16 protein-coding genes are annotated in these 26,692 nt (G+C 73.5%); 10 read left to right on the forward strand and 6 right to left on the reverse strand.

The window, feature by feature from the left end; all coding sequences use genetic code 11:
* Positions 1-6 precede the first annotated feature (6 nt).
* The 3 genes from ACFXDE_RS34175 to ACFXDE_RS34185 all read right to left on the reverse strand — a co-directional run bounded on the left by ACFXDE_RS34175 (position 7) and on the right by ACFXDE_RS34185 (position 2,372).
* The gene (locus ACFXDE_RS34175) at positions 7-426 is read right to left on the reverse strand and encodes a YciI family protein (RefSeq protein ID WP_380441801.1); all 420 of its coding nucleotides are present in this window, start codon (positions 424-426) and stop codon (positions 7-9) included.
* Between the two features lie 120 nt (positions 427-546).
* A complete protein-coding gene (locus ACFXDE_RS34180; RefSeq protein WP_380498379.1) occupies positions 547-1,905 on the reverse strand; it encodes an MFS transporter in 1,359 nt (452 codons plus the stop codon).
* 113 nt (positions 1,906-2,018) lie between these two features.
* Entirely contained in the window at positions 2,019-2,372 is a 354-nt protein-coding gene (locus tag ACFXDE_RS34185; RefSeq protein WP_380441796.1) for an ArsR/SmtB family transcription factor, read from the reverse strand.
* Between the two features lie 169 nt (positions 2,373-2,541).
* Here ACFXDE_RS34185 and ACFXDE_RS34190 point away from each other — a divergent pair, with 169 nt between their 5' ends.
* Together ACFXDE_RS34190 and ACFXDE_RS34195 are read left to right on the forward strand one after the other, a co-directional pair.
* A complete protein-coding gene (locus tag ACFXDE_RS34190) occupies positions 2,542-3,840 on the forward strand; it encodes a permease (protein ID WP_380498380.1) in 1,299 nt (432 codons plus the stop codon).
* 73 nt (positions 3,841-3,913) lie between these two features.
* Positions 3,914-4,624, forward strand: a complete 711-nt coding sequence (locus tag ACFXDE_RS34195) for a hypothetical protein (RefSeq protein ID WP_380441792.1) — start codon at positions 3,914-3,916, stop codon at positions 4,622-4,624.
* On the opposite strand, the gene ACFXDE_RS34200 is transcribed toward ACFXDE_RS34195, so the two are convergent.
* The 3 genes from ACFXDE_RS34200 to ACFXDE_RS34210 form a co-directional block, all read right to left on the reverse strand.
* Entirely contained in the window at positions 4,600-5,439 is an 840-nt protein-coding gene (locus ACFXDE_RS34200) for a DUF4389 domain-containing protein (protein ID WP_380498381.1), read from the reverse strand. The genes ACFXDE_RS34195 and ACFXDE_RS34200 overlap by 25 nt on opposite strands.
* Positions 5,440-5,558: 119 nt before the next feature.
* On the reverse strand, positions 5,559-6,377 hold the full coding sequence (locus tag ACFXDE_RS34205; RefSeq protein ID WP_380498382.1) for an MBL fold metallo-hydrolase: 819 nt from the start codon (positions 6,375-6,377) through the stop codon (positions 5,559-5,561).
* On the reverse strand, positions 6,374-9,172 hold the full coding sequence (locus ACFXDE_RS34210; protein ID WP_380498383.1) for a BTAD domain-containing putative transcriptional regulator: 2,799 nt from the start codon (positions 9,170-9,172) through the stop codon (positions 6,374-6,376). Before ACFXDE_RS34210 ends, ACFXDE_RS34205 begins: the two co-directional genes overlap by 4 nt.
* Positions 9,173-9,324: 152 nt before the next feature.
* Between ACFXDE_RS34210 and eccB the strand changes: the two genes are divergently transcribed.
* The 8 genes from eccB (at position 9,325) to ACFXDE_RS34250 (ending at position 26,673) form a co-directional block, all read left to right on the forward strand.
* Positions 9,325-10,770 (forward strand): type VII secretion protein EccB, encoded by a 1,446-nt coding sequence (eccB, locus tag ACFXDE_RS34215; RefSeq protein ID WP_380498384.1) that lies wholly within the window; start codon positions 9,325-9,327, stop codon positions 10,768-10,770.
* A 57-nt stretch (positions 10,771-10,827) separates the two neighbouring features.
* Positions 10,828-11,181, forward strand: coding sequence for a hypothetical protein (locus ACFXDE_RS34220; protein ID WP_380498385.1), 354 nt, complete (start codon positions 10,828-10,830; stop codon positions 11,179-11,181).
* 49 nt (positions 11,182-11,230) lie between these two features.
* Positions 11,231-11,521, forward strand: a complete 291-nt coding sequence (locus ACFXDE_RS34225) for a hypothetical protein (RefSeq protein ID WP_380498386.1) — start codon at positions 11,231-11,233, stop codon at positions 11,519-11,521.
* Positions 11,522-11,534: 13 nt separating this feature from the next.
* Positions 11,535-11,999, forward strand: coding sequence for a hypothetical protein (locus ACFXDE_RS34230; RefSeq protein WP_380441778.1), 465 nt, complete (start codon positions 11,535-11,537; stop codon positions 11,997-11,999).
* A 108-nt stretch (positions 12,000-12,107) separates the two neighbouring features.
* On the forward strand, positions 12,108-14,375 hold the full coding sequence (locus ACFXDE_RS34235) for a hypothetical protein (protein WP_380498387.1): 2,268 nt from the start codon (positions 12,108-12,110) through the stop codon (positions 14,373-14,375).
* A gap of 125 nt (positions 14,376-14,500) precedes the next feature.
* Positions 14,501-14,935 (forward strand): YbaB/EbfC family nucleoid-associated protein, encoded by a 435-nt coding sequence (locus ACFXDE_RS34240; protein ID WP_380498388.1) that lies wholly within the window; start codon positions 14,501-14,503, stop codon positions 14,933-14,935.
* Positions 14,928-15,227, forward strand: a complete 300-nt coding sequence (locus ACFXDE_RS34245; RefSeq protein ID WP_380441773.1) for a hypothetical protein — start codon at positions 14,928-14,930, stop codon at positions 15,225-15,227. Before ACFXDE_RS34240 ends, ACFXDE_RS34245 begins: the two co-directional genes overlap by 8 nt.
* A gap of 73 nt (positions 15,228-15,300) precedes the next feature.
* Positions 15,301-26,673: a hypothetical protein gene (locus ACFXDE_RS34250; protein WP_380498389.1), complete on the forward strand. Its 11,373-nt coding sequence runs from the start codon at positions 15,301-15,303 to the stop codon at positions 26,671-26,673.
* The last annotated feature ends 19 nt before the right edge of the window (positions 26,674-26,692 follow it).

Genomic DNA, 26,692 nt, shown 5'->3' on the forward strand with positions numbered 1-26,692 from the left:
GCTCCGTCACAGCTGGCCGGTCCGCTCGCGCCACGCCCGCTCCTTGACGATCCACTCGTTGTCCTGCGGGAACTCGTCGATCGCCGGGACGCGCCGGATCTCGCACTTCGACCCGGGGATGGCGGGCATCCGCTTCGCCCACTCGACCGCCTCCTCCTTCGAGGCGACGTCGATGAGGTAGAAGCCGCCGAACAGTTCCTTCGTCTCACCGTAGGGGCCGTCGGTGACGACGGGGGTCTCGCCGCTGTAGTCGACCACGACGCCCTGGCCCGGGTCGTCGAGGCCCTCGGCGGCGACGAGCACGCCCGCCTTGATCAGCTCCTCGTTGAAGCGGCCGACGGTTTCGAGCATCTCCTCGAAGGGGGTCTCCATCATCTTGGTCATCGACTCGTCGGTGCCGCGCATGATCAGCATGTACTTGGCCATCGTCGTTCTCCTCGGTGTCGGGGGGTCGTCCGTCGACCCTCTCTACCTCAGGTCGAACGGCGACGTGGGGAATCGACACAAGGAGGGAAAACTTTTTCGGGACCTGTTCCCGGCCGGTTCTCAGTGGCCCGCCGCCGGGCGGGGCCAGCTGTGGTGGTGCTGGTCGATCACGTAGTGGTGGACGTGCTGCCAGCCGCCCTTGGTGGCGGGGCGGGCGTCGGTGAGGTGGGGGTGGCCGGGCGGGAGGTCGGTGTGGAGGTGGCCGAGGGTGTCGGGGTCGCGGGCCGGCCACAGGGCGGCGGCGCCGGCCGCGGCGGCCAGCGCGACGGCCCCGAGCACGACGGCCGTGACCGGGAGCCCGGCGCCCGCCGCGAGCCAGCCGGCCAGCGGGTAGGTCAGCAGCCAGCAGCCGTGCGAGAGCGAGAACTGGGCGGCGAACGCGGCGGGGAGGTCCCCGTCGGCGGACGAGCGGCGGATGAGCCGGCCGCCGGGCGTGAGGACGGCCGAGCTGCCTGCGCCGATCAGGGCCCAGGCCGCGAGCAGCGCGGCCCACGCCCACGCGCCGGGCCCGGCGGCCGTGATCGCCGTGACGGCGGCGAGCACGGCGGGCAGCGCGAACGCGGCGGTGAGCATCACCGGCCGGTCGCCGGTCCGGGCGAGGAGCCGGGGGAGCAGCAGGGCGGCCAGCATCGAGCCCGCGCCGTACGCGCCGAGGGCGAGCGAGACGGCGCCGGCCGGGCGGTGGAAGTGCTCGCGGACCACGACGACGGTGTTGACGAACACGATCGCGCCCGCCGCCGCGACGGCGAGGTCGAGCGCGAGCAGGGCGCGCAGCCGCGGGGTGGCCCAGAAGAGGCGGGAGCCGAACGCGGCCCTGGCGTAGGCGCCGCCGGTGCGCTCGACCGGGGCGGGCTTCGGCAGGACGGCGGAGACGACGAGGGCGGCGGAGGCGAGGAAGCCCGCGGTGGTGCCGGCGAACAGCCAGTTGTACGGGACGACGGTGAGCAGGAGGGCGGCGAGCGCCGGGCTGAACAGGGACTCCAGGTCGTAGGCGAGCCGGGACATCGACAGCGCCTGCGTGTAGTCGTGTTCGGCGGGCAGGAGGTCGGGGATGGTGGCCTGGAAGGTGGGGGTGAAGGCCGCGGAGGCCGCCTGGAGCAGGAAGATCAGCAGGTAGACCTCCCACACCTGGGTGACGAACGGCAGGGTGAGCGCCACTCCGGCCCGGGTGAGGTCCATGCCCGCCATGAGGGCCCGCCGGGGTATCCGCCCGGCGATCGCGCCGGCCAGCGGGGCGATCGTGACGTAGGCGACCATCTTGATCGCGAGCGCGGTGCCGAGCACCGCCGAGGCGTCTGCGCCCGCGAGGTCGTACGCGAGCAGGGAGAGCGCGACGGTGGCCAGGCCGGTGCCGACGAGCGCGACGACCTGCGCGGTGAACAGGTGGCGGTAGGCGCGGTTGCGCAGCACGGAGAGCATGCGGGCCGTCCCGGTGGTCAGGGGGCGGTGGGGGACGTGCCCATGATAGTCAATGCGTGCGTACCTGTGCACATATTGGTGGGGCGTGGGCCCGGATGGGGCCCGCGGGGGCGTCAGTCGTGCGGCGGCAGGTGCCGGATCTGGTGGTCGGCGACGTTCATCGCCTCGTCGACGAGGCGCCGCAGGTGGCCGTGGCGCAGCGAGTAGACGACCCGGCGGCCGTCGCGGCGGGTGGTGACGAGGCCGGAGAGCCGGAGCTTGGCCAGGTGCTGGCTGACGGAGGGGCGCGCGGCGCCGGTGGCCTCGGTCAGCGTGGTGACGTCGGCCTCCCCCTCGCCGAGCCGCTCCAGGAGCGCGAGGCGGGTGCGGTCGGCCAGGAGCCCGAGGATGGTGGCGGCGACGTCGAGCCGCTCCTCGGCGCGTTGGTGCGAGTGGTGTGCATCTGCCAGCTCGGTGCCACTGCTCATCGGGCCATCGTAGGCCGTCCGGCCGCCGTGGGAGTGCTCGGGTGCGCACTCATGGTGAGTTGCCGGGAAGTCCGGCGGAGTGGCGGTCGCTCGTATACCGTGCTGGGGTATATGATCCCGGACCGTTCCGGTAGGAAACCGGGGAGCCCGGGGGAAGGCCGACCACCACATGCACGCGATCCTGCACGCCCTGTCCATCACCGGTTCGATGACCTGGGAGATCACCTGGGCCCTGGTGCTGGGCTTCCTGCTGTCCGCCGTCGTCCAGGCCGTCGTGCGCAAGGCGACGATCGTCCGGCTGCTGGGGGACGACCGGCCGCGCACGCTGGCCGTCGCGTCCCTGCTGGGGGCGGCGTCCTCCTCGTGCTCGTACGCGGCGGTCGCGCTGGCCCGGTCGCTGTTCCGCAAAGGGGCGGACTTCACGGCGGCGATGGCCTTCGAGATCGCCTCGACCAACCTCGTCGTCGAACTCGGCGTGATCCTGGCCCTGTTGCTGGGCTGGCAGTTCACGGCGGCCGAGTTCGTGGGCGGCCCGGTGATGATCCTGCTGCTCGCGCTGCTGTTCCGGCTGTTCCTGCGGGACCGCCTGCTGCGCGAGGCGCGTGAGCAGGCGGAGCACGGTCGCGCCGGCTCGATGGAGGGGCACGCGGCGATGGACATGTCCGTCCGGGGCGAGGGGTCGTTCGCGAAGCGGCTGCTCTCGCGCGAGGGCGTCACGTCCGTGTCGCACGTGTTCGTGATGGAGTGGGCGGCCATCCTCAAGGACCTCGTGATCGGCCTGCTGATCGCCGGGGCGATCGCCGCGTGGGTGCCGGACGGCTTCTGGCAGGCGTTCTTCTTCGCCGACCACCCGCTCGCGAGCAAGCTGTGGGGGCCGCTGGTCGGCCCGCTGGTGGCGGTCGCGTCGTTCGTCTGCTCGATCGGGAACGTGCCGCTCGCGGTGGTGCTGTGGAAGGGCGGGATCAGCTTCGGCGGGGTGGTCGCGTTCATCTTCGCGGACCTGCTGATCCTGCCGATCCTCAACATCTACCGGAAGTACTACGGCGGCCGGATGGCGCTGTTCCTGTTCGGCACCTTCTACGCGGCGATGGCGGTCGCCGGGTACGTGGTCGAATTCGCCTTCGGCGGGCTCGGGCTGGTGCCGGACCAGCGGACGGCGGAGATCCCGATGGCGGGCGTCGAGTGGAACTACACGACGTGGCTGAACATCGCCTTCCTGCTGTTGGCGGCGGTCCTGGTGGTCCGCTTCTTCCGAACGGGCGGCACGGCGATGCTCCGCATGATGGGCGGCTCGCCGGACGGCGGGCACGCGCAGGACGAGCACGGCGCCCACGGTGGCGGCCACGACGGTCACGGCCGGCACGGCGGTGGCCACGACGGTCACGGCGGTGGCCACGACGGCCACGACGGTCACGGTGGCGGCCACGACGGTCACGGCCGGCACGGCGACGGCCACGGGCACCACTGACTCGGCGCGCCGAGCCGCGCCGACTCTGCCACGCTGAGGAGGGCAGCTACCTCGACCGAGGAGGCCCGCACCCATGTCAGCGCAGAAACCGGGGCCGGCCGAACGACGGGCCCGCGCCGCCGCGATCCGGGCCGAGGAGGCCCGCCGGGAGCGGCGACACCGATGGCTGGTGGGCGGGGTCGTCGGGGTGCTCTCGCTCGCCGTGATCGGCGGGATCGCCGGCGTGATCGCGACGAACCAGAGCTCGACCTCCCCCTCCGGCGTGCCGGCGCACCCGCGCACGACCGCGGAGGGCCGCACCACCCCGCCGCCCTGGGACGCGCCCGCCGACGTCGAGGCGGCGGTGAAGGCGGCCGGGCTGCCGATGCTCGGCGCCGAGGGCACCGCCCTGCACATCCACGCCCACCTCGACGTCTACGCCGACGGGCAGCCGGTGACCGTCCCGGCGCTGGTCGGCATCGACGAGGCCGCGCAGAAGCTCAGCCCGCTGCACACCCACGACACCACCGGCGTCGTGCACATCGAGTCGCCGGTGACCGCCGACTTCAGCCTCGGCCAGTTCCTGACCGAGTGGCAGGTCTCCGCCTCCGCCGACCACCTCGGCGGGCTGCGCACCGACGCCACCCACACGCTCACCGCGTACGTGGACGGCAAGGCGGTGTCCGGCGACCCGGCGGCGATCGTGCTGCACGCGCACGACGAGATCGCCCTGGTCTACGGCACGGCCGCGGAGAACGCCGCGGTCACCGTGCCGAGCAGCTACAACTGGCCGAGCGGGCTCTGAAGCGCGCCGTCGGCGGGGCCGCCCGGCACGAGGGGCGCGATGACGCGCTGGGTCGGGTTGGTGCTGTCGTTGTCGTCGTCCGAGGTCACCGTGGTGGTGATCGAGCTCGTCGCCCAGGAGACCACGCCGAGGACGATGAAGACGACGAGCAGGCCGCGCCCGCCGCCGCCGAGCACGAGCGGGCGGGTCGCCGACACCGGGCCGTCCGGCTCGCTGCCCGCCTCCTCGCCGAACAGGCGCTTGGGGTAGGCGGAGGTGAGCATCACGAAGTAGACGGTGGCCCGCATCCGGTAGCGCACGATCGCGGCCGTGGCCTCGAACAGCGGCTGCGGCATCCGGCCGAGGATCAGCACGACGAGCCAGAGGACGAAGGACACCATCCACCACCCCGCGTACACCAGGCCCTGCACGATCGCGGCCGGGATGACGAGGACGACGCGGAACAGCACGGCCAGCCGGTTCAGCTCCCCGGGCCGCAGCTCGACCTGCACCGGGTGCTCGGGCGTCCGGAACCGGAACGGCGGGTAGCGGTCGTGCATGAGCATCAGGTAGGCGGTGACCCGGGTGTCGTACGGGACGAACGCGGTCAGGTAGTCCGCCGCGAAGCCGGGCAGGCGGCCGAGCACCAGCGCGCCGAACCAGCCGATGACGGTGACGAAGAACGCCACCACCGACAGCACCCACACCACCACGAACTGGGGGATCAGCAGCAGCAACCGCAGCAGGACCGTCCACCGGTTCTGCGGCCCCGGCCCCGGCATGTCCAGCACCGGGAGCCACTCACGGCTGACGGGGGCGGGGGGAGCCTGCCACATCCGGGCCTCCACGGTCTCGGGACGACGGGCCCGGCGGTCGGGCGCGGCCGGGTGCCTTCCGAAGATCGCAGCAGGCCGTCCGGCCCGCGCGCGGAGCTGGGCCGGACGGCTGACGCCGCCTAAGCCGTGAGGTACGCCGGGTCGTGGGCGCAGATGATCCGGACGTCGGCGGAGCGGGTGCGCTGGAGGGCGCGCAGGCGGTCGAGGTTCTGGAGGCGGGCGGGGTTGTCGACGGCCAGGAGACGCTGGAAGGCGGTGAGCCCGGCCGGGCGGCGCGGGGAGCCGGGGGCGATGTCGGCGTGGTTGAAGTAGGCGTCCCCGGCGTGGAGCAGCCAGCGGTCGCCGGTGCGGACGGCGACGCCGCTGTGGCCGCGGGTGTGGCCGGCGAGGGGGACGAGCAGGACGTCGGTGCCGGCCTTCGGGAGGACCGGGACCGCGCGGAAGCCGTACCAGTCCTCGGTGGCGGCGTCCGGCCGGTGCTCGACCCAGCGCGGGCCGTGCGCCCACTGGGCCGGGCGGTAGCGGTCGCGCTCGTTGAAGGTGGCGCCGGCGCGGGCGGCGCGGAGTTCGTCGGCGAGCACGTGGACGTCGGCGTGCGGGAAGTCGGCGAGGCCGCCCGCGTGGTCGACGTCGAGGTGGGTGAGCACGACGGCGCGGACGTCGCGCGGGTCGTACCCGAGGGCGCGGACCTGATGCAGGGCCGTGCGGGCGGGGGAGAGCCGGGGGCGGACGGTGGCGAGGAAGCGGCGCCCGAGGCGCTCCTTCGGGCGGGCCACGTCGTCGGCGCCGAAGCCGGTGTCGACGAGGACCAGCCCGTCGGCGCCCTCGATCAGCAGGCAGTGCGCCGAGAGCAGGCCGAGCAGCCGCCCGCCGCCGCCCATCAGCGCGCGGCCGCCGAGCGGGCACATCGTGCCGCAGTCCAGGTGGTGAACGGTCATGTCGCCTCCAGGGGTCGGGGAGCTTCGGGGGTGCGGGACAGCAGCCGGTCGAGGCCGGCGGCCAGCTGGACGTCCCCGTGCGCGGTGTACAGCTCGCCGGCGGTGCGCCGGTGTTCGGCGGCCTCGGCGGAGCGGCCCAGGGAGTCCAGGAACTCGCCGAAGTGCCGGTGCGCCAGGGCGTGCAGGCGCACGTTGCCGGAGGAGCGGCACAGGTGCAGCGCCTCGCGCCAGGTGAGCTCGGCGGAGTGCGGGTCGTCGAGCGCGTGCAGGGCGAAGGCCTCGTTGACCATCGCCCACACGTAGGCGTTGGCGGTCGGCTGTGCGGCGAGCAGGTCGCGGGTCTCGCGGGCGAGGTCGAGCGCGGCGGCCGGGGCGCCGAGGACGACCTTGAGGGCGGCGGCGTTGCTGAGCACGGTGGCGGCGTGCTCGCGCAGGCCGGTGCGGCGGACGAGGGCGAGGGCGGCGTCGGAGAGGCGGTCGGCGCCGGCCTGGTCGCCGGTGAGGGCGGTCATCGAGGCGCGCACGGACAGGGCGTGGATGTGCAGGTCGCCGTCCTCCGGGGTGGTGCGCTCGACGGCCCGCCCGGCGAGGGGCAGCGCCTCGGCGACGCGCCCGGTGGAGCCGAGGGCGCAGGCCGTCGCGGCCTCCATCGCGGCCAGGCCCTCGCGGTCGCCGCTCGCTCGCGCCGCGTCCAGCCCGACGCGCAGGCAGGCGAGGCGGTCGTGGACGCGCCCGGCGCCGTAGTAGAGGGTGGCGGTCGCCCGGGCCAGTCGCCAGGCGCGGTCGTGCTCGCCGCGGTCGGCGGCGGCCGTGACGAGTGCGCGCAGCACCGGTTCCTCGGCGTGGCACCAGGCGAGGGTGGCCTGCGGGTCGGTGAGCCGGGGGAGGGCGAGGTGCCCGGTGCCCGGGGGCCGGAACGGCTCGTGGTACGGGTTCAGGCGGCGGATGGCCGTGCCGGTGGCGAGCAGTTCGTAGTCGACGAGGCGGCGAAAAGCGTCCTGCCGGCCGGCGGCGGGGAGGTCCGCGAACAGCTCGGCGCCGTACAGGCGGACGAGGTCGTGGCGGGCGAAGCGGCCGGGGGTGGTCTCGGTCAGCAGGTGGTGGGCGGCGAGGGAGCCGAGTGCGAGCCGGGTCGCGTCGGTGTCGGCGGCGAGCAGCGCGGCGGCCGCGTGGACGTCGACCTCGGTGCCGGGGTGGGGAGTCAGGAGGGGCAGGAGATTTCGTGCGTGCGACGGCAAATGACGATACGTCAGGCTGAGTGCCGAGTGGACGCCGAGGGTGCCGTCCGGAGTGGCGAGGGTCGACAGGCGGGTGCGTTCGTCCGTCAACTCGGCCACCAGATCAGCCAGTTGCCAGCCGGGGCGGGCCGCGAGCCGGGCGGCGGCGATCCGCAGGGCGAGGGGGAGCCGGTCGCACAGCTCGACCAGGTGGCGGGCCGCGTCCGGCTCGGCCGCCACGCGCTCGGTGGTGAGGCGGAGTCGGAGTAGGCGGTGGGCGTCGCCGTCGGGCAGCACGTCGACCTGGAGCAGCGCGGCGCCGTCGGCGACGACCAGCTCCTCCAGGCTGTTGCGGCTGGTGACGACGGCGACGCCGTCCGGCCCCGCGGGCAGCAGGTCGGCGACGTCGTCGGCGCTGCGGGCGTTGTCCAGCACGACCAGCAGCCGCCGCCCGCGGGTCCGTTCGCGGAACAGCGCGGCGCGCGCGGGGCGGTCCTCGGGGATCGCCGGTTCGGGCACGCCGAGGGCGCGCAGGAAGCGGCCGAGGGCGTGCGCCGGGTCGGCCGGTCCGGCCGGGTCGAAGCCGCGCAGGTCGGCGAAGAGCCGGCCGTCCGGGAAGCCGGGGGCGGCGCGGTGGGCCCAGCGGACCACCGTCGCCGTCTTGCCGACCCCGGCCGGGCCGACCACCACGGCCAGTCCGTCCCCGGTGCGGTCCGGGCCGCACTGGGCGTCGAGCCAGCGGTCCTCCGTCTCGCGGCCGACGAACCCGCGCGGAGGGGCGGGGAGTTGGTCGGGTGCCGACGATGGTGCCGCCGATGGCGCGGGCGCCGGCGGCTCGGCGGGCTCCTCGTCGGCGAGCACGTCGGAGAGGGCCTGCTGGAGCTCGCGGCCCGGGCAGACGCCGAGCTCCTCCGCGAGGCGCGCGCGGGACCGGTGGTAGGCCTCCAGCGCGGCGGCGGTCCGGCCGCTCCGGTGCAGGCAGCGGACCAGCAGGGCGGCGACGGGCTCGCTCAGCCCGTCCGCGGCGACGGCCTGCTCCAGCGCCGGCACGGCCGCGAAACCGCGCCCGAGGCGGAGCTGGCGCTGCGCCCAGGCGGTGAGGAGCTCGGTGCGGGCCCCGTCCAGCCGGCGGGCCAGGGCCGCGGCGGGCGCGGTGGCGGGGAGGTCGGCGAGGGCCGCGCCCTGCCAGAGGCGGAGGGCCCGTTCGAGGAGCGCGGCGGCCGTCGCGTCGTCGTCCGTCGCGGCGGCCCGTGCGCCCAGCGCCTCGGCGGCCAGGGCGTCGACGGCGGCCGGATCGCCGGTGAGGCGGTAGCCGGGGGAACGGGTCGTCAGCTCGAACGGGGAGCCGGGCCCGGCGAGCAGTTTGCGCAGCGCGGCGACGTGACCCTGCAGGGCGGCCTTGGGGTGCGCGGGCGGCTCGTCGTCCCAGAGCAGCCCGGCGAGGCGCTCCACGGGGACCGTGCGGTTCAGCTCCAGCGCCAGCAGGGCGAGCACCGCCCGCCGCTGGGCACCCCCGACCGCCGTGGGGGCGCCGGTGCCGCGCGTGAGCTCCACCGGGCCGAGCAGCCGTATCCTCATGCGTTCCGTCCCGCCGTCATGCCGTTGGTCCGACCGCAGCTTACCCGCGGGTAGCCACGTCGGAGCCGGCCCGTTGAACGCCCCCGCCCGTCGGTCCCGTTCACGGAGAGGGGCGCGCACTCGGGCGCCCCGGAAACACGGGGAGGACGTGGATGCAGTCCCGACGCGACCAGGTGCAGGCCCACCTGTTCGTGGTGAGCAGACTCGCCTCCGGCATGCTGCGCGCCGAGCCCGACGCCGCCGACACCCCGACCGGACGCACCACCCGGGGCGCGGTGACCGGGCTCGCGCTGGGCGTGCTGATCGGCCTCGGCGCGGCCGTCTACGGGGTGATGGTGCCCGGCGGCGACACGGCCTGGGCCAAGCCCGGCACGCTGGTGATGGTCAAGGAGACCGGCGCCCGCTACCTCTACGTCGGCGGGCAGCTGCACCCGGTGCTCAACGACACCAGCGCGAAGCTCGTGGCCGGCGAGCAGATGGCGGTCGAGGAGGTGAGCCGCGCCTCGCTCGCGGACACCCCGCGCGGCGCGCCGGTCGGCATCGCGGGCGCGCCGGACGGGCTGCCGCCGGCCGGCGACCTGGCGGGCGGCACCTGGCTGGTGTGTGCCACCGTCCAGCCGGGGGCCGCCGGGGCCGCGCCCGTGCCGAAGCTGGGCGTGCAGCTGGACCCGGCGAGGGAGGGCAAGGCGCTGGCCCCCGGCCAGGGCCTGCTGGTGACGACCCCGGACGGCGCCGTCCACCTGCTCTGGCAGGGCCAGCGCCTGCGCGTCGACACGGCGAACAAGGCCATCCAGGCGCTGGGTTACTCGGGCACGACGCCGTTCCCCGTACCGGCCGGGCTGCTCAACGCGCTGCCCGCCGGCCCCGACCTCGCCGCGCCCGCCGTCCCCGGCCGCGGCGACCCGGGGCCGGCGCTGGCCGGCGCCCCGACCCGCGTCGGCCGGCTCTTCGAAGCCCCCGGCGGCGTGCGCTACCTGCTCCAGCGGGAGGGGTTGGTCCCGCTGACCGGTACGCAGTTCGCCCTCCTGATGGGTGATCCGCGCACCCAGAACGACGCGTACGGCGGGACGGCCCCGGCACCCGCGCGGATCGGCGCCGCCGACCTCGCCGCGCACACGGCGCCCGGCGCCGGCGCCCCGACACCGGGCCTGCCCGAGTCCCCGCCGACGCTCGTCACCCCGCTGCGGGACGAGGGCGTGTGCGCGGACCTGCACGTGGGCACGGGTGCGCCGGTCGGCTCGGTGACGGTCCTGGGAGCGGCGGACGCCGGAGCGGGCCGGGCGCCGGTGTCGCCACCGGGCTGTGCGGTCACCGACCTGGTCGCCGTCCGCCCGGGCCGCGGCGCGCTCGTGCGGGCGCTCTCCGGCGGGGGCACGGGCAGCACCGAGTACCTGGTGACCGAGGCGGGCGTGCGCTATCCGCTGCCGTCCGCCGCCGCCGTCAAACAGCTCGGCTACGCCGGCGCCACCCCGGTGGCCGTGCCGTCGGGCGTCCTGGGACTGCTGCCGACGGGCCCGAGCCTGGATCCGTCCGGCCTCGGCGGCGACGCCGCGACGAGTGTGCCGGCGGGCCGGGGGAGTTCGCCCACCTGCGGCTGAACCCGCCCGCGAACAGCCTCCGTTGACGAGGTAGACCGACGAACGAAAGGAGCTCCGATGACCACCCCCGCACCCGGCGGCCTGCTCAATGTGGAGCAGCAGGCGATCCAGAACGCGCTGCAGAGCCTCGAAGGCCAGATCTCGCAGATGATCAGCTCCGGCCAGACGGTCGAGCGGATCAACATGGAGATCGCCGCCAACTACGTCTCCGTGGCCAGCAAGACCTTCCAGGACAAGGTCAACGACTGGGTCGTGAACTACAAGCGGGTCATGCAGGCCTTCGACAAGCTCACCCAGGACCTGGGCAGCGCCCGCTCGATCCTCACCAAGGCCGAAGAGGACGCCCACGTCCAGGGCGGCAACTGGGGCGCCTCGGACGGCGTCTTCCACGCACTCGGCGGCAAGAGCTGACGCTCCGTCACAACCCGTACGCAACCCACGAACACGAGGAGGAGACGCCATGAGCGGCCCCACCGACATCATGCTCAGGCACGAGTCGATCGACGCGGCCTTCCAGGACCTGCTCAGCGCGGCCCACACCATGCAGAGCGGCCTGGAGGAACTGATCGGCCGGCTCCAGGGCATGGAGGCGAACGCCGGCCAGTACAAGCAGGCGTTCAGCGAGTTCCTGAACATCGCGAGGAGCAGCTCCAGCGCCATGCACGACGACATGCGCGACGGGGCCCGAGCCCTCGACGAGATGAACACGGCCATGAAGTACGCCGACCGGGCCGCCGCCGCGGGCTTCTGAGCGGAGCACGGGCATGGCCAAGGAGCTCCGGCTCAACGACCAGACGATCGCCGACCTCACGGCGAAGGTGGACCTCTGGCGGCAGTGGCTCACCGGAGACGCCACGCCGCCCGGGATGCCGGCACCGACGGACGGTCACAAGAACCTCGTCCTGCAGGTGGAGGCGTTCGCCGGCGGCGCCGACACCCCGGGGGACAAGCACTACCCGGACACCTACACCAAGCTGCTGGGTGCGCTCGGGCTCGGCCCGTCGACCGAGATGCAGAGCAGGTTCAAGACCTTCGCGGGCGGTGTGAAGGCCGAACTGGACGTGCTGGTGAAGTCCCTGGACGACATCACCCTGGGGCTGGCGATCGCCAAGATGAAGTTCAAGGAGGGTGAGGACCACGCGCTGACCGCGGCGGAGATGTTCGAGATCCTCAGCAGCCCGTCCACGCCCCCGCCGCCGGGACCCTCGGGGGCTCCGCCGGCACCGTAGTGACGCCGCCGCCGGCGCCGGGCCGGCGGCGGCACATACCCGGGTCGGGACGGATCCCCTCCGAACCCCGGCCCCTTCCGTACGCAGCATCGCAGGAGCGTGAGTCGATTGGGCGCAACCGGAACCGGCGGGGGCGGCGACAGCAGCCCGAACTACCCGTGGGAGACGGCCCTGAAGGCCTTCGGGATCACCGACTACCCGTCCCGGGACGACGTGGCCAACCCGGCGGTGTCCGGGGACTGGCTGATGAGCGGCGCCTACTGCTCGACGACGGCCATCAGCACGAGCGACATGGACGTCGTGGCCGTCCTCCACCCGCAGAAGAAGTCGAAGAACGACAACACGCCGAGCTGGTACGTCGGCTTCAACGGCAACTGGAACGGCAACGGCGACAACCCCGGCTGGAACTCCGGGGCCAACAAGTGGGCCCACTTCACGAGCGCGTGGACCGACGTGATGTGGGGGCTGTACGCCGGCGGCGACAACAGCGCCACCAGCGTGCCCAGCCTGCAGTCGGGCAGGTACCTGATCGACCACCTCACGGCCCTGCTGGTCGAGGTCAAGGGCGACGTGCACAAGGTGGCCGACACCCTGGACGTCGAGGGGAGCGACTTCCAGGGCTCCGCCGCCGGCGAGCTGAAGTCCTACCTGACGAGTTTCGAGCAGGCCTTGAGCGTCCTCCAGCTGGAGATCACGCTGCAGGGGAACCCGTCCGACGCGCTGGGGACCGCCGCCGACGGCCTGAAGGCCGCGTACAAGGCCCTCCTGGACGCTCGGCAGGCCTGGCTCACGGACCGGGGGGCCTACCAGGCCTTCAACACCCAGGCGTCCCCGGTGCCCTGCCTGCGGTACGCGCTCAACCAGCTGATCCTGCCCGCACACGCGGACACCACCAAGAAGACGGTCATCTCGAACGGGATGGACGTCAAGTCGGACGAGTTCCGCAACGCCGTGGAGGCCCTGGCGAAGAAGGTCTGGCGGGACAACGTCGTCAAGTACCTCGACGCGGACGCCAGCACCGCGATGGGGAACCTCGGGCTGCAGTTCACCGCCGTCAGCACGAAGCTGAACACCAGGTTCAGGGTCGAGACCCCGACCGGGACGGCCATCGCGCCGCCGGCTCCCCCCGGTCCGGGCGGTGACGGCGGGGGCAAGGACGGGGGCAAGGACGGGGGCAAGGACGGTGGCGGCGACCTCGGCCTCGGCGGCGGCGGTGGTGGTGGCGGTGGTGGTGGCAACGGTGACCTCGGCCTCGGTGGCAGCGGCGGCAAGGGCGACCTCGGCCTCGGCGGCAAGGGCGGCAAGGGCGGAGGTTCGCACGGCATCAACGGCGGTGGGCCGCCCCCGCCGAAGGACGGCGGGCCGCTGACCCTCGACCCCGGCGGCACCGGCGGCATGCGCGTCCCGTTGCTCGACAAGGACGGGAACAAGCTGGTCGGCAAGGACGGCCAGCCGCTGACCGTCCCGCCCGGCTCGACCATCGACGGCCAGGGCCGGGTGATCGGGCCCGACCACAAGCCGGTGCTCGGGCCGGACGGCCGCCCCCTGGTCGTTCCGCCGGGCACCACGCTGGGCAAGCCGGCGCCGGTCGTCCCCGAGGGCGGGTACTTCACGGTGCCGCCGGGCTCGAAGGTGGACGGGAACGGCATGGTGATCGGCCCGGACGGCAAGCCGCTGCGGGACGCCCGGGGCAATCCGGTCTACGCCGGCAAGAAGGGCTCGATCGACAAGGACGGCCGGCTCCTCGACGCCAACGGCAAGCCCGTCACCACCAACGACCAGCTCTTCGCCGACGAGGAGCACGCCCTCAACGAGCTGACCACCCTCGACCCGACCACCGGCGGCAGCGGCGGGTTCGACCTCGGGTCGCTGCGCGGCGGGAACCGGTGGACCGACCCCGGCTCCTTCGACCTCGGCGACGGTTCGCCGGGCTCGCTGGGTTCGCCGGGTTCGTCGGGCGGCCTCCGCCTGCCGGGCCTGGAGGTGGGCGCCCCCAGGCCGGAGACCGGGTCCGGGGAGCCGCTGTCCGTCACCGGCGGGTTCTACGGGGGCAAGGCGCTGACCGACGGCGGCCTCGTCAACTCGCCCGAGGACGCCGCGACCCTGGCGGCCGCCAAGAAGGCCGCCGCCGAGCAGGCCCTGACCGAGAAGCCCGGCCCGACGGGCCCGAACCCGGCCCAGGAGGAGGCGCAGCTCCAGGGCCGCAACACCGCCACCACCGGCGGCGGCATGCCGCCCATGATGCCGCCCGGCGGCATGGGGGCGGGGGCCGGCGCCCAGGAGAACAAGGAGCGGCAGCGCACCACCTGGCTGGCCGAGGACGAAGAGGTGTGGGGCACCGACGCGGGCGCCGTCAGCGGCGTCATCGGCCGCTGACGGCACCCGGGTTGAACGCGGGCCGCCGCCCGTCCCGTTGTCCGGAATGACAACCCCGAAAGCCGGCGCGCGCCGGGCTCCCTCCCCCGTGGGCCCGGTGCGCGTCCTTGTCCGAGAGGAGCCCGATGGCCGTCTCCCCGTTCGCGCAGCAGATCGAAGAGGCCATGGAGACCCTGCGCGTGCAGCAGGCCAGGATCGAGGAGGCCACCCGCAAGCTCCAGGCCGAAACGGTCTCCGTCACCTCCAAGGACCGGATGATCACGGCCGTCCTCGGCGCGCAGGGCGAGGTGGTGTCGCTGACCTTCCACACCACCGCCTACCGCTCCATGGCCCCGGCCCAGTTGAGCGCGGCCCTGACCGACGTGCTCAACCGGGCCCGGGCGGACATGGGCGCCAAGGTGACGGAGTCCCTGGGCACCTTCGAAGGGCTCGGCGAGATGCTGCGCACCTCGATGACCGGCGGCACCGAACTCGACGAACTGCTGGCCCCGCTCCAGGCGATGCGTCCGGGCCCCGGCGCCGGCGCCCGGCGCGAGCGGCAGGAGGAGTTCCGTGGGTGAGTTCAAGGCCACGGCCGAACTGGGCGGCTCGTTCGCCCAGTTGGGGTCGATGACGACCCTGCTCGACCAGATGAACCGCCGGATCGGGCAGATCGACAAGTACAACAAGAACTCGGCCGGCCACGACGAGATCGGCAAGAGCTACCACGAGACGGTCGACGGGCCGACCAAGAACCTCATCGAGCTGATGGACCAGGTCGGCCAGGTCGTCCAGAAGCTCAGTGAGAACGGCGGGCACGCCGCCAAGCTCTTCACCAAGACGGACGACGACCTGTCCACGACCGTCAAGTAAGGCCTCCCGGACGCCCCGCGGCGCCTCCGGCGACCCGGCCGACGCACTTCGTACCCCTCAGGAGTCCCCCGCCATGTCGATCGAGATCCCGGTCGGGCTCGCGAACCTCTTCCACGGTCTGACCGGCATGGCGTGGCCGGAGGCCAAGGAGGACGACCTGCGCAAGGCCGGGGACTACTACCTGCTGGTGGGCAAGAACATGCCGCAGCTGGAGGACTACGTCCGGCAGGCCGCCGCGTACTGCACGGACAACATCGCGGGCCAGGCCGGTACGGAACTCGCCGCGGCGGCGGGCGCGCTGGTCGGCGCGGGCGGCAAGGACAACGCCCTCGACCTGGCCGGCAAGCAGTGCACCCAGCTCGGCCAGGTCGCGCACGACACCGCCAACCAGGTCGAGTACGCCAAGTGGATGACGATCGCCCAGCTCATCCAGCTGGCCCTGGAGATCGCCTGGGCGATCGCCGCGAGCCCGTTCACCGGCGGGGCGTCCCTCGGCACGATCGTGGCCGCCCGGGCGGTGGCCGAGGGCGTGATCCGCAAGATCCTCGCCTGGCTGATCGACCGGATCGTGATGCACACCGTCGTGAGCATCACGGGCGGTCTGGTGATGGACACGATCATCCAGCTCATCCAGATCGGGCGCGGCGACAAGACCGAGTGGGACTCCAAGTCCACGCTCCAGGCGGTCGAGTTCGGCGCCCTCAACGGCATCGTGGGCGGCCCGCTGGCCCTGCTCGGCGGCGGGCTGACCAAGCTCTTCCGGGGCGTGATCGGCAAGAGCCTGGGCAAGGAGGCCGGCCGCGTCCTCGGCGGCGACCTCGCCAGGGTCTCCAACGGGCTCGCCAAGGACGGCCTGGCCGGCGTCCTGTCCAAGGACGCGGCCCGGACGATCGGGGAGACGGCGGCCAAGGACCTCGCGAAGGGCGCCGGGAAGACCCTGGCCAACGAGGCCGGGCGCAGCGCGGCGGACGCGGCCGCGCGGGACGCGGCGCGGAGCGCCGAGCACGCCCTCGCCAACGAGGCCGCCCACACCGTCGGCAACGAGGCCGCGCACGCCGCGGCGGGAGCGGCCGCCCGGGACGGCGAGAAGTGGCTCGCCAGGGAGTCCGCCGAGGCCTTCGGCAACGACCTGGCGCAGACCATCGGCCGCTACTCCCACGAGATCGGCAACGCCTTCGCGGGTGGCCTGCGCGAGCTCGGCAAGGACGCGGTGGCCCGGTTCGAGAAGGACGTCGCGCAGGTCTTCGAGCAGCACTTCGGCAGCGTCCTCGGCAAGGAGGAGGCCGCCCAGCTCGGCAAGGACTTCGCCCACGCGATGGCGGTGAGCGGCGGGCGCGGCGCGGCCGAGCACGAGGCGCTGCGCACCGCGATGCGGGACGCGCTGGGGTCGCGCGGGCTGAGCTCGGAGGGCGTCGACCACCTGGTCGAGCAGGTGCCCGGCCTGCTCGACAAGGTGGGCGGCAACACCAGGCTGTTCAGGATGGGCGTCGCCGTCGGCGGCTACCTCGGCGCCGGCGTGCAGAACGGCCTCACCGAGGGCTTCTACAACCTCACCTTCGGGCCCGACCACTCCTTCTCCGTCACGTGGGAGAGCTTCGTCTCCGGCATGGCCATGGGCTTCGTCGGCCACATGGGCCACAAGGGCGTCGCCCCGCTCGCGGAGCACTACGGGAAGTGGGTGAGCAAGAAGCTGGCCGACCCGAACGACACGGGCCCGGGGGTTCAGTACCTGCCGTGGAACCACCCGCTCACCATCCTCTCGGCGGTGGCGAACCTGACCGGCCGGTCCGCCCCGTTCCCGGTGCCGCGGCCGAAGCCGCTGACGGGCGGGCCCGAGCACGTGGGCGGGGCCGCGCACCCGGAGGCCCCGAAGGCGGGGAGCACGTCGACGGTCGGGGGCAAGGCGTCGTCGTCCTCGTCCTCGTCGTCGTCGTCCCGGTCGTCGTCGGAGAAGGCTCCGACCGCGCCGGTGCCCGACTCGGTGAAGGTCCAGGGCGGCGCGGAGCACCAGCAGCCGTCCGAACATGGGACCGGCAGGCAACAGGGGGCGGTCAAGACCTCGTCGGAAGGCGGCAGTTCGCCGTCCGCACCGCCGTCGAGCGAGCCCGGGGCGCCGGCGCACGCCGCGACGGCGGGCGGGGAGCCGGGGCAGGTCGCCCCGCCGACGCGGGTCGCGACGTCGGGGTCCGTGGCGCCCGAGGCACCGAGGTCCGTGGCGCCCGAGGCGCCGAGGAACGTCGACGTCCCCGTCCTGCCGGTCGTCGAGGCGGCCCCGGACGTCACCGCGCCGCACGAAACGGCGGCGGCCGGTCGCCACCTCCCCGACGGGGGCGGCTGGCTCCTCCACGACACGGGCGCCGGTGCGCCGCGCTTCCCGGCGGACCTCGGGAGCGTCCTCGGTCGTGCGGCGGAGGACGGCACCCGGTTCCCCGTCGTCGTGCACGTCGGCGAGAACGGCCGGCCCGTGCTGGACGGCCGGGAGATCCCGCCGGAGCGGATGGCCGACCTCCTCCGCCGGCGGGAGGCCGACGGGGAGTGGGAACCTGCCGCCCAGACCGTCGAGTTCCTCGGCTACGGCGACCGGCGCGCCGTCGACCCGCAGTACGTCCAGCACGTCGTCGACGACCTCACCCGCTCGCCCCGGTTCGCGGACGCCCAGGCGCGGACGAGCGGGAACGGCACCGGGCCCGTGTTCCGCAGCGCCGAATCCGCCGAGCGCGCACGGGTGTTCGACGAGTCCTCGCCCGACCGGCGCACCTTCGGCGACCTCCTGCGCACGTCCTCCGACGGCGACGGTCCGACCGCCGCCGAGCACCCGCTGCTGCCCGATCCCGCACGGCTGCACGAACTCACCGCCGCCGAACGGGTGGAGGCGCTGCGCAACCTGCCGGACGAGCGGCGCCGGGAGCTGGCGCGCGACGCGGCCGTGATCGAGAGCCTGAAGAAGCTCGGCGACACCCGGGAGTTCGCGGAGGCCGCCGCACACCTGATGGTCGACTCCGGCCCCCGGACCGGCGGGTCCGGGCCCGCGCACCGGGAGGCCGTCGAGCAGGTCGCCCGGATGCTGCGCAACCGTCACGTCGCCGTGAAGCTGCTGGAGGCGGGCCACCGGGTGGGCGCCGTGCCCGGCGGGCACCCGACGACGACCCACGACGTCGCCCACGCGGTCCTCGACGTGCTGCCCACCCGGGACCGGGCGATCATCAGGGAGGCCTACCGGACCCGGACGGAGGGCGGGGAGCAGGGGGCCGGTGCGGGGCAGCGGACGGGCGACGACGCATCCCGGGGCGAGCACGAGTACTTCGCCCGCGTCACCGAGGGCTACCTCGGCGCCGACGGCGGGCCCGACCGGGTGCGGCGGAACGAGCCGCCGGAGGTGTCCGCTCTGCTGAAGCGCCTCTACGGCAAGGATCCGGTGCACCCGAACGACGGCACCGGCCCGCACCTGGCGCCCTCCTCCCCGGCCGAGCAGGGCGGGCAGCCGCACCAGGTCGCCGCTCCGGGCCAGGGCGACGGGCCGACGACCTTCGTGGCGCCGCGACTGACGAGCGGAGTCAGCGACCTGATCGGTGGTCTCGGTACGGACGATCGACCGGGCAACCCCGCCTTCGAGAACGTCACGAGGAACGTCGGGGCCATGCCGAAGCTGTCCGAGGCGGACTACCTGGCGTTCGTCAAGCCCGGTGAACCCGATGCCCTCCCCCCTCTTCGACCGCTGGGCTTCGTGGTCAGCGCCATGACGAGCTACAAGAGCGCCGGCGAGATCAGGACCGTGATCGAGCGGATCATGGAAGGCTCGCACGGCATGGACCGCCGGGTGGCCTTCGTCATCGGCCTGAACGCCCCGAAGGGCGAGGAGGCGGCCCTCGCCGCCGCCGCCCGGGAGGCCAGGGACATCGCGGCGACCATGAGCGTGCCGGTGGCCGTCGTGAAGTCGACGTTCTCGTGGCTCAAGGTCAAGGGGGAGGAGGTCTTCCCCTACGGCGAGATGCGCAACGCGCTCCTCGACAGCGCGCCGACCCACCAGCTGATCAAGGCCATGATGGACAGCGACCTGCATCCGTACCTCGCGGTGCAGGACTACGACATGGGCTCCCGCAAGGTGCCGTCGGGCAAGCACGTCTTCAACTTCGTCGAGGACACGCTGCACCGGCCGCAGCCGCACCCCGACCACTCGCCCACGGGCACGGGCGAGCAGACGGACCACCGGTTCGACCTCGACGACGACGCCCTCGACCCCAGCCGCCCGCTGGCCTTCGTCGGCGGGTACCGGATGCCCACCGAACAGGCCGACCTGGACCGGCTCGTCGCCGATGTGGAAGGGAGGTTCACCAGGAGCGGGAAGCAACTCCCGGCGCAGTGGCTGGACGCCCGAGGCCGGGCGGAGATCCTGGAGCAGGTGAGGCTCGCCGTCGAGACGGACATGCTGGAGCGCGACTGGCAGGCCTCGTACGCCCCGCTGCTGCCCTACGCGCCGGAACCCAACCTGATGGTCGACGGGCCGGCGGTCCTGCTGGCCGACGGGACCGGCACCCAGGCCCTGAAATGGGGCCCGGGCCGGGCGGAGTTCGAGGAACTCGGGCGCGGGCTCAACCGGATCAACGCCTGGGAGCTCGACCGGTACTACCGGAACGAGCTGGAGGGCAAGCCGGAGACCGTGGCCGTGCCGAACAGCACGCGGTCCACGAAGACCTCCACGCCCCTGGGCCAGGGGCGGGACGAGATCGTCGAGAGGGTACGTGCCGACGCGTCCAACAACCGTCTCCCGAACCGGGGTGAGGCCTTCCGTACCGACTTCCGGGGCGGTGCCACGGTCACCGACCTGTCCCGGCTCGTCGTGGACCACCTGGAGAAGCTGGCCGCGTACAAGGGCAAAGGCGCGGGGCCGAAGATGGCGCTGGGGCAGTCGCACGTCGGCCTCGCGACCCCGTCCGCGCGTCTGAACAGCAAGGACTTCCGCCTGGGCGACGGCGATCCGAACTCCTCCGCCAGGTCGGCCCGGCACACCATCGGACTCGGGCCCTACCGGGAGGACTACGGGAAGAACCTCGCCGACCGGTTCCGGAGCGAGGACCGGCTCAACCGGTCGCACCGGGAGCCGGCCGGGGACCGGAACGCGATGGTCCCGGTGGACCCCGCGAGCTACAAGTCGACCGAGGCGTGGCAGAAGGAGATGGTCAGGACGCGGGTCGGCCGGGACTGGCTGCTGGCCGGACAACCGGGCCCGGACGGCAGCGCGATGCCGCCGCACCTGATCCCGAGGGACGGCCTGGGCAGGCCCGAATTCGGGCCGGGCGGGCTGACCAAGAACGTGCTGAGCCACTCGACGTCGGCCCCGCTGGACCCGCGAGGGCCGTTCGCCGGCATCAAGGCGGGCATCCAGGACGAGCACAAACTTCCGACCGCCCAGGCGCTGGCCCTGTCGACGGCCGCCATCCGCCTCGGGCGCCGCCTCGCCGACCTGCGGTTCAACCCCGAGCCGGGGCGCACGGCACCGCGCGCCGAGGACGCCGCCGGGCCCTGGAGGATGCCGACGGAGCCGGTGCTGCGCGAGTACGGCGGGCTCTACCGGGCCTTCGGGCACCTCCGGGCGGAGAACCGGCCCGGCGGTGCCGCGGGGCAGCCCGCCGGTGCTCCCGGGGAACTGCGGGCTGCCGTCGAGGAGGTGCGGAAGGAGGTCTTCGACTGGATGCTGAAGCCCGCGAACCTCGAACGGGTCACCACCTACGCCCGGGAGAAGGGCGTGAACCTGGACGACCTGTACCTGACGATCGAGCACGGCGAGGACCGGACCGGTCCGACGGGTGACGTGCTCCCGAAGATCCTCGCGTCGATCCGGAAGGCGAAGCTGGACTTCGGCACCGGGGAGCCCGTGCTGCCCTTCAAGGGAAACCCCAAGAAGGTGATCAGGGTGGACGGGCCCGGGGACGGTGACACCGCGATGGACATCGATCACGTGACGCACACAAGTACCGCGATGCACACCGGTACCGCGATGCACACCGATACCGCGATGGACATCGACAACCCGGCTCCGGAGGGGGCGCCGGAGCCGGGCCCCGCCGTCCCGGGCGGCGCGCCGGCGCCCGTGCGGTCCGTCCACGAGCTGGAGCTCCTCGCGCCGGAGGCCCGGCGTGAGCTCGCGCGCGACGCACAGTACGTCAGGGGCCTTCGCGAGAGCCTGGAGCCGGAGGACTTCGCCGAGGCGGCGGCCCGGCTGATCGTGGACGTCGACCCCCGCATCCACCAGCCCGTCGCGGCGCGGCACGCGGCGTACGAGCAGGTCGCGCGCATGCTGCGGGATCCGAAGGTCGCGGAACGGCTCCTCACGCAGGAGGTCCGGGTGGTCGTCGTTCCGAGGGACGTGCCGATCACCGAGGTGGCGGGCCTGGAGCACCTGAACGACCTCCCCGAGGTCGACGGCCGGCCCTGGCGGACCGTCCGGGGCGTGCAGTCCAGGAAGATCGTGGTCGTGACGGAGGAGAACCTCCTCGGTGCGACGACGACGCTCGGACGGGCCTCGACCCACCCCGAGGGCTACTCCACGACCACCCACGAACTCGCCCACGCCATCCACAAGTTCGGCCTGACGGGCGACGAGCACGCGCTCGTCAGGGAGGCCTACCGCGGCAAGCGCCAGGCGGACGGGCTGACCGACCTGTTCGGCGAGGAGCCCGTCGCGGCGTGGCCCGACGGCGGGCGACGCAATGCCGCCGACGAGCTGGTCGGCAACTACTCCTCGGCCGACGAGTACGAGTACTTCGCCCAGCTGAGCAACGCCTACCTCGGCACCAACCACGGGAACGACCCGAGCACCCGGTCGGCCCGCAACAACGGCGCCGACTGGGTCAGGCGCAACGACCCGGAACTGCTGCCCCTGCTGGAGCGCCTGTACGGCCCCGACCCGCAGGCCGGCCACCCCGCCCCGGCCAACCCGGTCAGCCGCACCCGTGCCGAGGAGGAACTGTACGGAGGCTTCCGGGAGTTCATGCGCACGGCGACCGGCGAGCCGCACCCCGAACCGGAGGGGCCGAGCCACCCCGTCTCGGAAGCCGACCTGATCGAGCTCGCCCTCAACCCCGCCGCCACCACGGCCCACGGAGCTCACGAAGCCCACGGTGTCCTCCTGTCGCCGGAGGGAGAGGACCCGAAGCCCGTCGTCCTGACCGACGAGGAAGTGCTCAGGCCCCTGGTCAACGAGATCCTCCCGGGCCCGCACCCGGGCATGACCTTCGCCGTCGGGCACTTGCGCCTGGAGGGGCAGGACAAGGCCGGGAACCCCTACGTGTGGACGTCGAAGCGGACCAACAACGGCGCGAAGCAGTTCCCCGAGCTCAATGACCGGACCCGACTCGACGAGCTGAAGGCGCAGTCCTGGCCCGAGGACGAGAGGGCGATCAAGCAGGGGAAGGGTTACCAGAGCGCGGAGAAGTGGCGGGCCGAAAAGGTGGCCACCGTGCTCCGCGAGGCGGCCGCTCAGCACAAGGCCGCGTCCACCGGACTGACGGAGGCGGTCGCCGGGTACAAGTCCGCGTTCACGGCTCTGGACACCTGGGTCACGAAGCCCGCCGAAAGGGAGGCGGCCGGAGAGCACTTGGCCGCGGTCGCCAAGAAGATCGACGATGCGGTCGCGCTGGCCGCCACCGCACGGGAGAGGACCACGGAGGACGAAGGGGGCAGGCCGAGGGATCCGCGCGAGTTCTGGAACAAGATCGAGCTGGCGGAGACCCGCCATGGCGAGGCGGTCGAGCTCCACCGGCAGGTCGTGGACATCCAGGAGAGGGTGAAGGCCGCCAGGACCCGGAACGAACCGCGGGAGACGATGGCGGAGTTGCACAAGCGGGCGGCGGACCTCCACAAGCAGGCCTTCGAGAAGTTGAAGGAGTACGCGCGGGCCGAGGACGAGGTGGCCGCCGAACTCCGGAAGCCCGCTGCCGACCACTCCTTCGGCTACCAGCGGAAGGACGCCGAGGTCACCCTGCTGAACGCGGCGTACCGGCAGCTGGAGAGCTGGGGTTTCAAGGAGAAGAACCAGGTGTCCGGGACGTTCACCGTCTTCTCCACCAAGGGGACCTGCGAGAGCTGCAAGGACGTCGTCCGCGACCTCAACCAGGCGTACCCCGGGATCCGGGTGGTGGCCGCCTATCCGAAGGACGACGGCAAGGTGCCGCCGAGCCGGGAACTCACGTTCGGGGGCGCGAAGATCAACGTCGCCATCCCGTACGGGTACGAGCACGTCGACGGGACGTTCGACGTCACCGTCACGGACGACCGGGGGAGGAAGCAGCGCCACCAGATCGCGTACAAGACCGTCGCGCCCGTCGCTCGCCCGAGCGACGCGGCGACGACCGCCGGGGCGGAGTCGCAGAAGCCGGAGGCGGGGGCGCCCGAGTCGTCGTCGCAGCCCGTGAAGCCGCAGGCGAAGGGCGCGTGGGGCAAGCCGGCGCCGCAGTCGTTCGGGCAGCGCGAGCATTCGGGCCCCGACGCCGAGCACCCCATCGCCGACCGTCCCGGCAGCGCCGACGCGCCGTTCTGGCCGGCGGGCGAGGCACCGGACCCGGCCACCGCCGACGCCCTGGCCCACTTCCCGCACGATCCGGCCGTCCGGCTGGTCGCCCTGCACACCAAGGACGCCCAGTTGCCGCTGAGCCCCCGCCGGCTCGCCGACCGGCTGGTCGAGTGGCACCGGAGCGGCGGCTGGGACGGCCGGACGACCCTGCGGTTCGTCGCCTGCGACCTGGCCTCGCAGGGCGGCCACACCCAGGTCGCCGAGGTCCTGGCGCACCTGGCCGAGCACGGGCTCACCCCGGAGATCCACGCGGCCACCGGCCCGGTCTGGTTCGTGCCGGACCACGGGAACCCGGACGGGCCCGGACACCTGCTCGTGGCCGCCGACGTCGGCATCGACGCGCACGGCCGTCCCGTCGTGGTGCCCGGGGGCCACTGGGTCGGCCACCGCCTCGGCGAGGACGGCACGGTCGTCCGCACCGAGCTGCCGTCCGGGGACCTCCCGTCGGGGTACCACCCGGCGGAGCACACGGCGGGCCCGGGCGAGCACCACTTGCGGCCGATGGAGGACACGGCACGGTTCGGCGGTCCGGGCGGCCAGGAGGAGAGTTCGTCCTCGGGCGGGCATCGCGAGCAGCCGGAGAACGGCAACCCGGTGAGCGTCGATTCCGACGGCTTCTGTCTCCTGCGGGCGGTGGCCACCAGCGATCCGCGCGGCGTGGCAGGGCTGTTGACCGACCACGGGCTCCACACGCTCGAAGAGCACGAGGCCCTCCGCAGGGTGGTCGAACAGTACCTCGCAGCTCGGGATCCGCAGGGTCTGCCGAACGAGATCACTCAGGCTTACCGCGTCCTGAGGGGAGATCCGGCCGCTCACCTCACCCGGGACGACTACGCGGGACTGGCGCACGCCGTCGCCAACTGGCGGACCCACTGGGCGACCGCCGAAGGAGAGATGTTCGCGCCGCTGGTGGCGCACGCGCTGGGCATCCGGTTGCGGATCGTCACCCCGGAAGGCCGGCAGGCTCCCGTGGAGTTCGGCGACCCCACCCACCGCCAGGTCACGGTGTTCTACTCCAGCAGCCGCAGCCACTACGACGCGAGCGACCTGCTCCACCGTCCCGAGGCGCCGGAGCGTGCCCAGGCCCTGGCGACCCAGATCGAGACGACCGGCGAAACCATCTCCCGGGTGATCATCCGCGGCCGCCCGGACGGCCCGTACAGCGACACCATGGGCGACCACTCCACCGCGTTCGCCGTCCAGGTCTCGGCGGTGATCAGGCACCTGGAGGGCCGCACCTTCGACCACGCGCTGGCCGGGCTCCGCAGCCTGACGGACGAGGCGCGCAAGCTGCCCGGCGCCGCGATGATCGAGGGCCTGCCGCCCGTCCACCGGTGGCGGATCGCCGAAGCAGGGCGTGAACTCGTCGAACTGGACTACCTGTTGCGGCTGGTCGCCGGCTCCGAGTTCCGGACCTCGTTGCTCCAGCAGTACGCGTCCGCCTTCCTGCACTACCGCGAGCTGATCCCGCTGTCCACGATCAACGTGGCGGCGGTGAGCAGGGCCACCGCGGGGAAGGGCAAGGCCGAGGCCGCGCCGAACCGCCTGCTGAACGCGTTCGAGGACGGCGCGGACCGCATCGGGCAGACGGACCTGCAGGACGCGATCCTCGGCCTCTTCGACCCGCGCGCCGCGGCCCGGGTGGTGGCCGAGCTCGACCCCGACACGCTCGCCAGGCTCGCCCCCGGCATGCCCTCCTCCGCGACTCGTGAGCAGCGGATGGCAGCGCTCGTCGAGCAGCACCTCCGGTCGGTGGACCTGGCCTTCCCGCGAGCCTTCGACGAGGCCTGGGGGCACGACGGGGAGAGGATGGAGCGAGCGGCCGTGCAGCTGAAGATGCGCCTCCGTCCGGAGGTCCGGCAAGTGGTCGACGACTACCTGCGGAACAGCAGGCTCGACGTGCAGGCCAACCGGGACCAGCTGGTGAGGGCCCAGCAGGATGCCGTCGTCCTGACGGGCAAGAAGCAGAAGGAGAAGGCAGAGGTGGCGATCGGCACGCTGCGGCGCGAGGGGACGGCGCTCGAAGAACTGACCAGGCAGTTCGAGGAACTGCAGTTGGACCTCTCGAGCGAGTCGGCGGGCACCGGCCATCCCACTGCGCCGTCGCACGACGGGGATCGCCCGTCCGGCCGCAACGTGCAGGACGCCGCGGGCGGCGGCCTGCCGGAGGAGGAGGCGGGACCGCAGGCGCGGCTCGCGACCCAGGCCGTCGTCGGACCGGACGGGAGGGTCGAGCGGCTGCTCTTCGCGGGCCGCAGTCCCTCTCCGTTCTCCGGCACCATGGGGGCGCACACCACCGCCTGGGTGGTCCACCAGGACGTGATCCGCCGGGCCGTCACAGGAGAGGGGATCCCCCAGGCCATGCGGAACCTGGCGCTGGTCGCCCGGCACACCGCGCAGCAGGAGACCGCGCGCGGTGGGGTCGTCGGGATCGAGCCCTACCACCAGGAGAGGCTGAACGCGGCTCGCTCGGAGGTCGAGGACCAGGTGCGCGACGTCGAGAACGGACACGCCGGGACGTCCCCGCAGGCTCTCCAGCGGTTCGTCAACAGCCTGCTCACCTACACGAACTACCTCCCCGGGGCCACCATCGAAACGGCGAACACCAACGGCCGGGCCGAGGCGACGCACCGCGCGTTCCTGCGGGAGCATCCGGCCGGTGCCGGCGCGAGCGCGGCGCAGCTGGTCAGCGCAGTGGTCGGCCTGTTCGACGTGCACGACGTCCAGGAGGAGGCGGCGCTCGTGCTCGCCGAGCACCACCGCGAGCTGATCGAGTGGGCCTACCCCGGGGTGCTCGCGGCCGCCGGGCTCGGTACCGCGCAAGCGCTGCTCACCGCGGCGCGAAGGGCCGAGCGGGCTCGGGAGAGGCGCACATAGGTATGCCCGTGCCCCGGCC

The sequence above is a fragment of the Kitasatospora sp. NPDC059408 genome (assembly GCF_042751525.1).
Taxonomy (GTDB): Bacteria; Actinomycetota; Actinomycetes; order Streptomycetales; family Streptomycetaceae; genus Kitasatospora.

What these genes read in the sequence shown, in the direction of transcription:
- ACFXDE_RS34175 (WP_380441801.1), bottom strand. Translation starts at nt 426, where the DNA reads ATGGCCAAGTACATGCTGATCATGCGCGGCACCGACGAGTCGATGACC.
- ACFXDE_RS34180 (WP_380498379.1), bottom strand. Translation starts at nt 1,905, where the DNA reads ATGCTCTCCGTGCTGCGCAACCGCGCCTACCGCCACCTGTTCACCGCG.
- ACFXDE_RS34185 (WP_380441796.1), bottom strand. Translation starts at nt 2,372, where the DNA reads ATGAGCAGTGGCACCGAGCTGGCAGATGCACACCACTCGCACCAACGC.
- ACFXDE_RS34190 (WP_380498380.1), top strand. Translation starts at nt 2,542, where the DNA reads ATGCACGCGATCCTGCACGCCCTGTCCATCACCGGTTCGATGACCTGG.
- ACFXDE_RS34195 (WP_380441792.1), top strand. Translation starts at nt 3,914, where the DNA reads ATGTCAGCGCAGAAACCGGGGCCGGCCGAACGACGGGCCCGCGCCGCC.
- ACFXDE_RS34200 (WP_380498381.1), bottom strand. Translation starts at nt 5,439, where the DNA reads ATGTGGCAGGCTCCCCCCGCCCCCGTCAGCCGTGAGTGGCTCCCGGTG.
- ACFXDE_RS34205 (WP_380498382.1), bottom strand. Translation starts at nt 6,377, where the DNA reads ATGACCGTTCACCACCTGGACTGCGGCACGATGTGCCCGCTCGGCGGC.
- ACFXDE_RS34210 (WP_380498383.1), bottom strand. Translation starts at nt 9,172, where the DNA reads ATGAGGATACGGCTGCTCGGCCCGGTGGAGCTCACGCGCGGCACCGGC.
- eccB (WP_380498384.1), top strand. Translation starts at nt 9,325, where the DNA reads ATGCAGTCCCGACGCGACCAGGTGCAGGCCCACCTGTTCGTGGTGAGC.
- ACFXDE_RS34220 (WP_380498385.1), top strand. Translation starts at nt 10,828, where the DNA reads ATGACCACCCCCGCACCCGGCGGCCTGCTCAATGTGGAGCAGCAGGCG.
- ACFXDE_RS34225 (WP_380498386.1), top strand. Translation starts at nt 11,231, where the DNA reads ATGAGCGGCCCCACCGACATCATGCTCAGGCACGAGTCGATCGACGCG.
- ACFXDE_RS34230 (WP_380441778.1), top strand. Translation starts at nt 11,535, where the DNA reads ATGGCCAAGGAGCTCCGGCTCAACGACCAGACGATCGCCGACCTCACG.
- ACFXDE_RS34240 (WP_380498388.1), top strand. Translation starts at nt 14,501, where the DNA reads ATGGCCGTCTCCCCGTTCGCGCAGCAGATCGAAGAGGCCATGGAGACC.
- ACFXDE_RS34250 (WP_380498389.1), top strand. Translation starts at nt 15,301, where the DNA reads ATGTCGATCGAGATCCCGGTCGGGCTCGCGAACCTCTTCCACGGTCTG.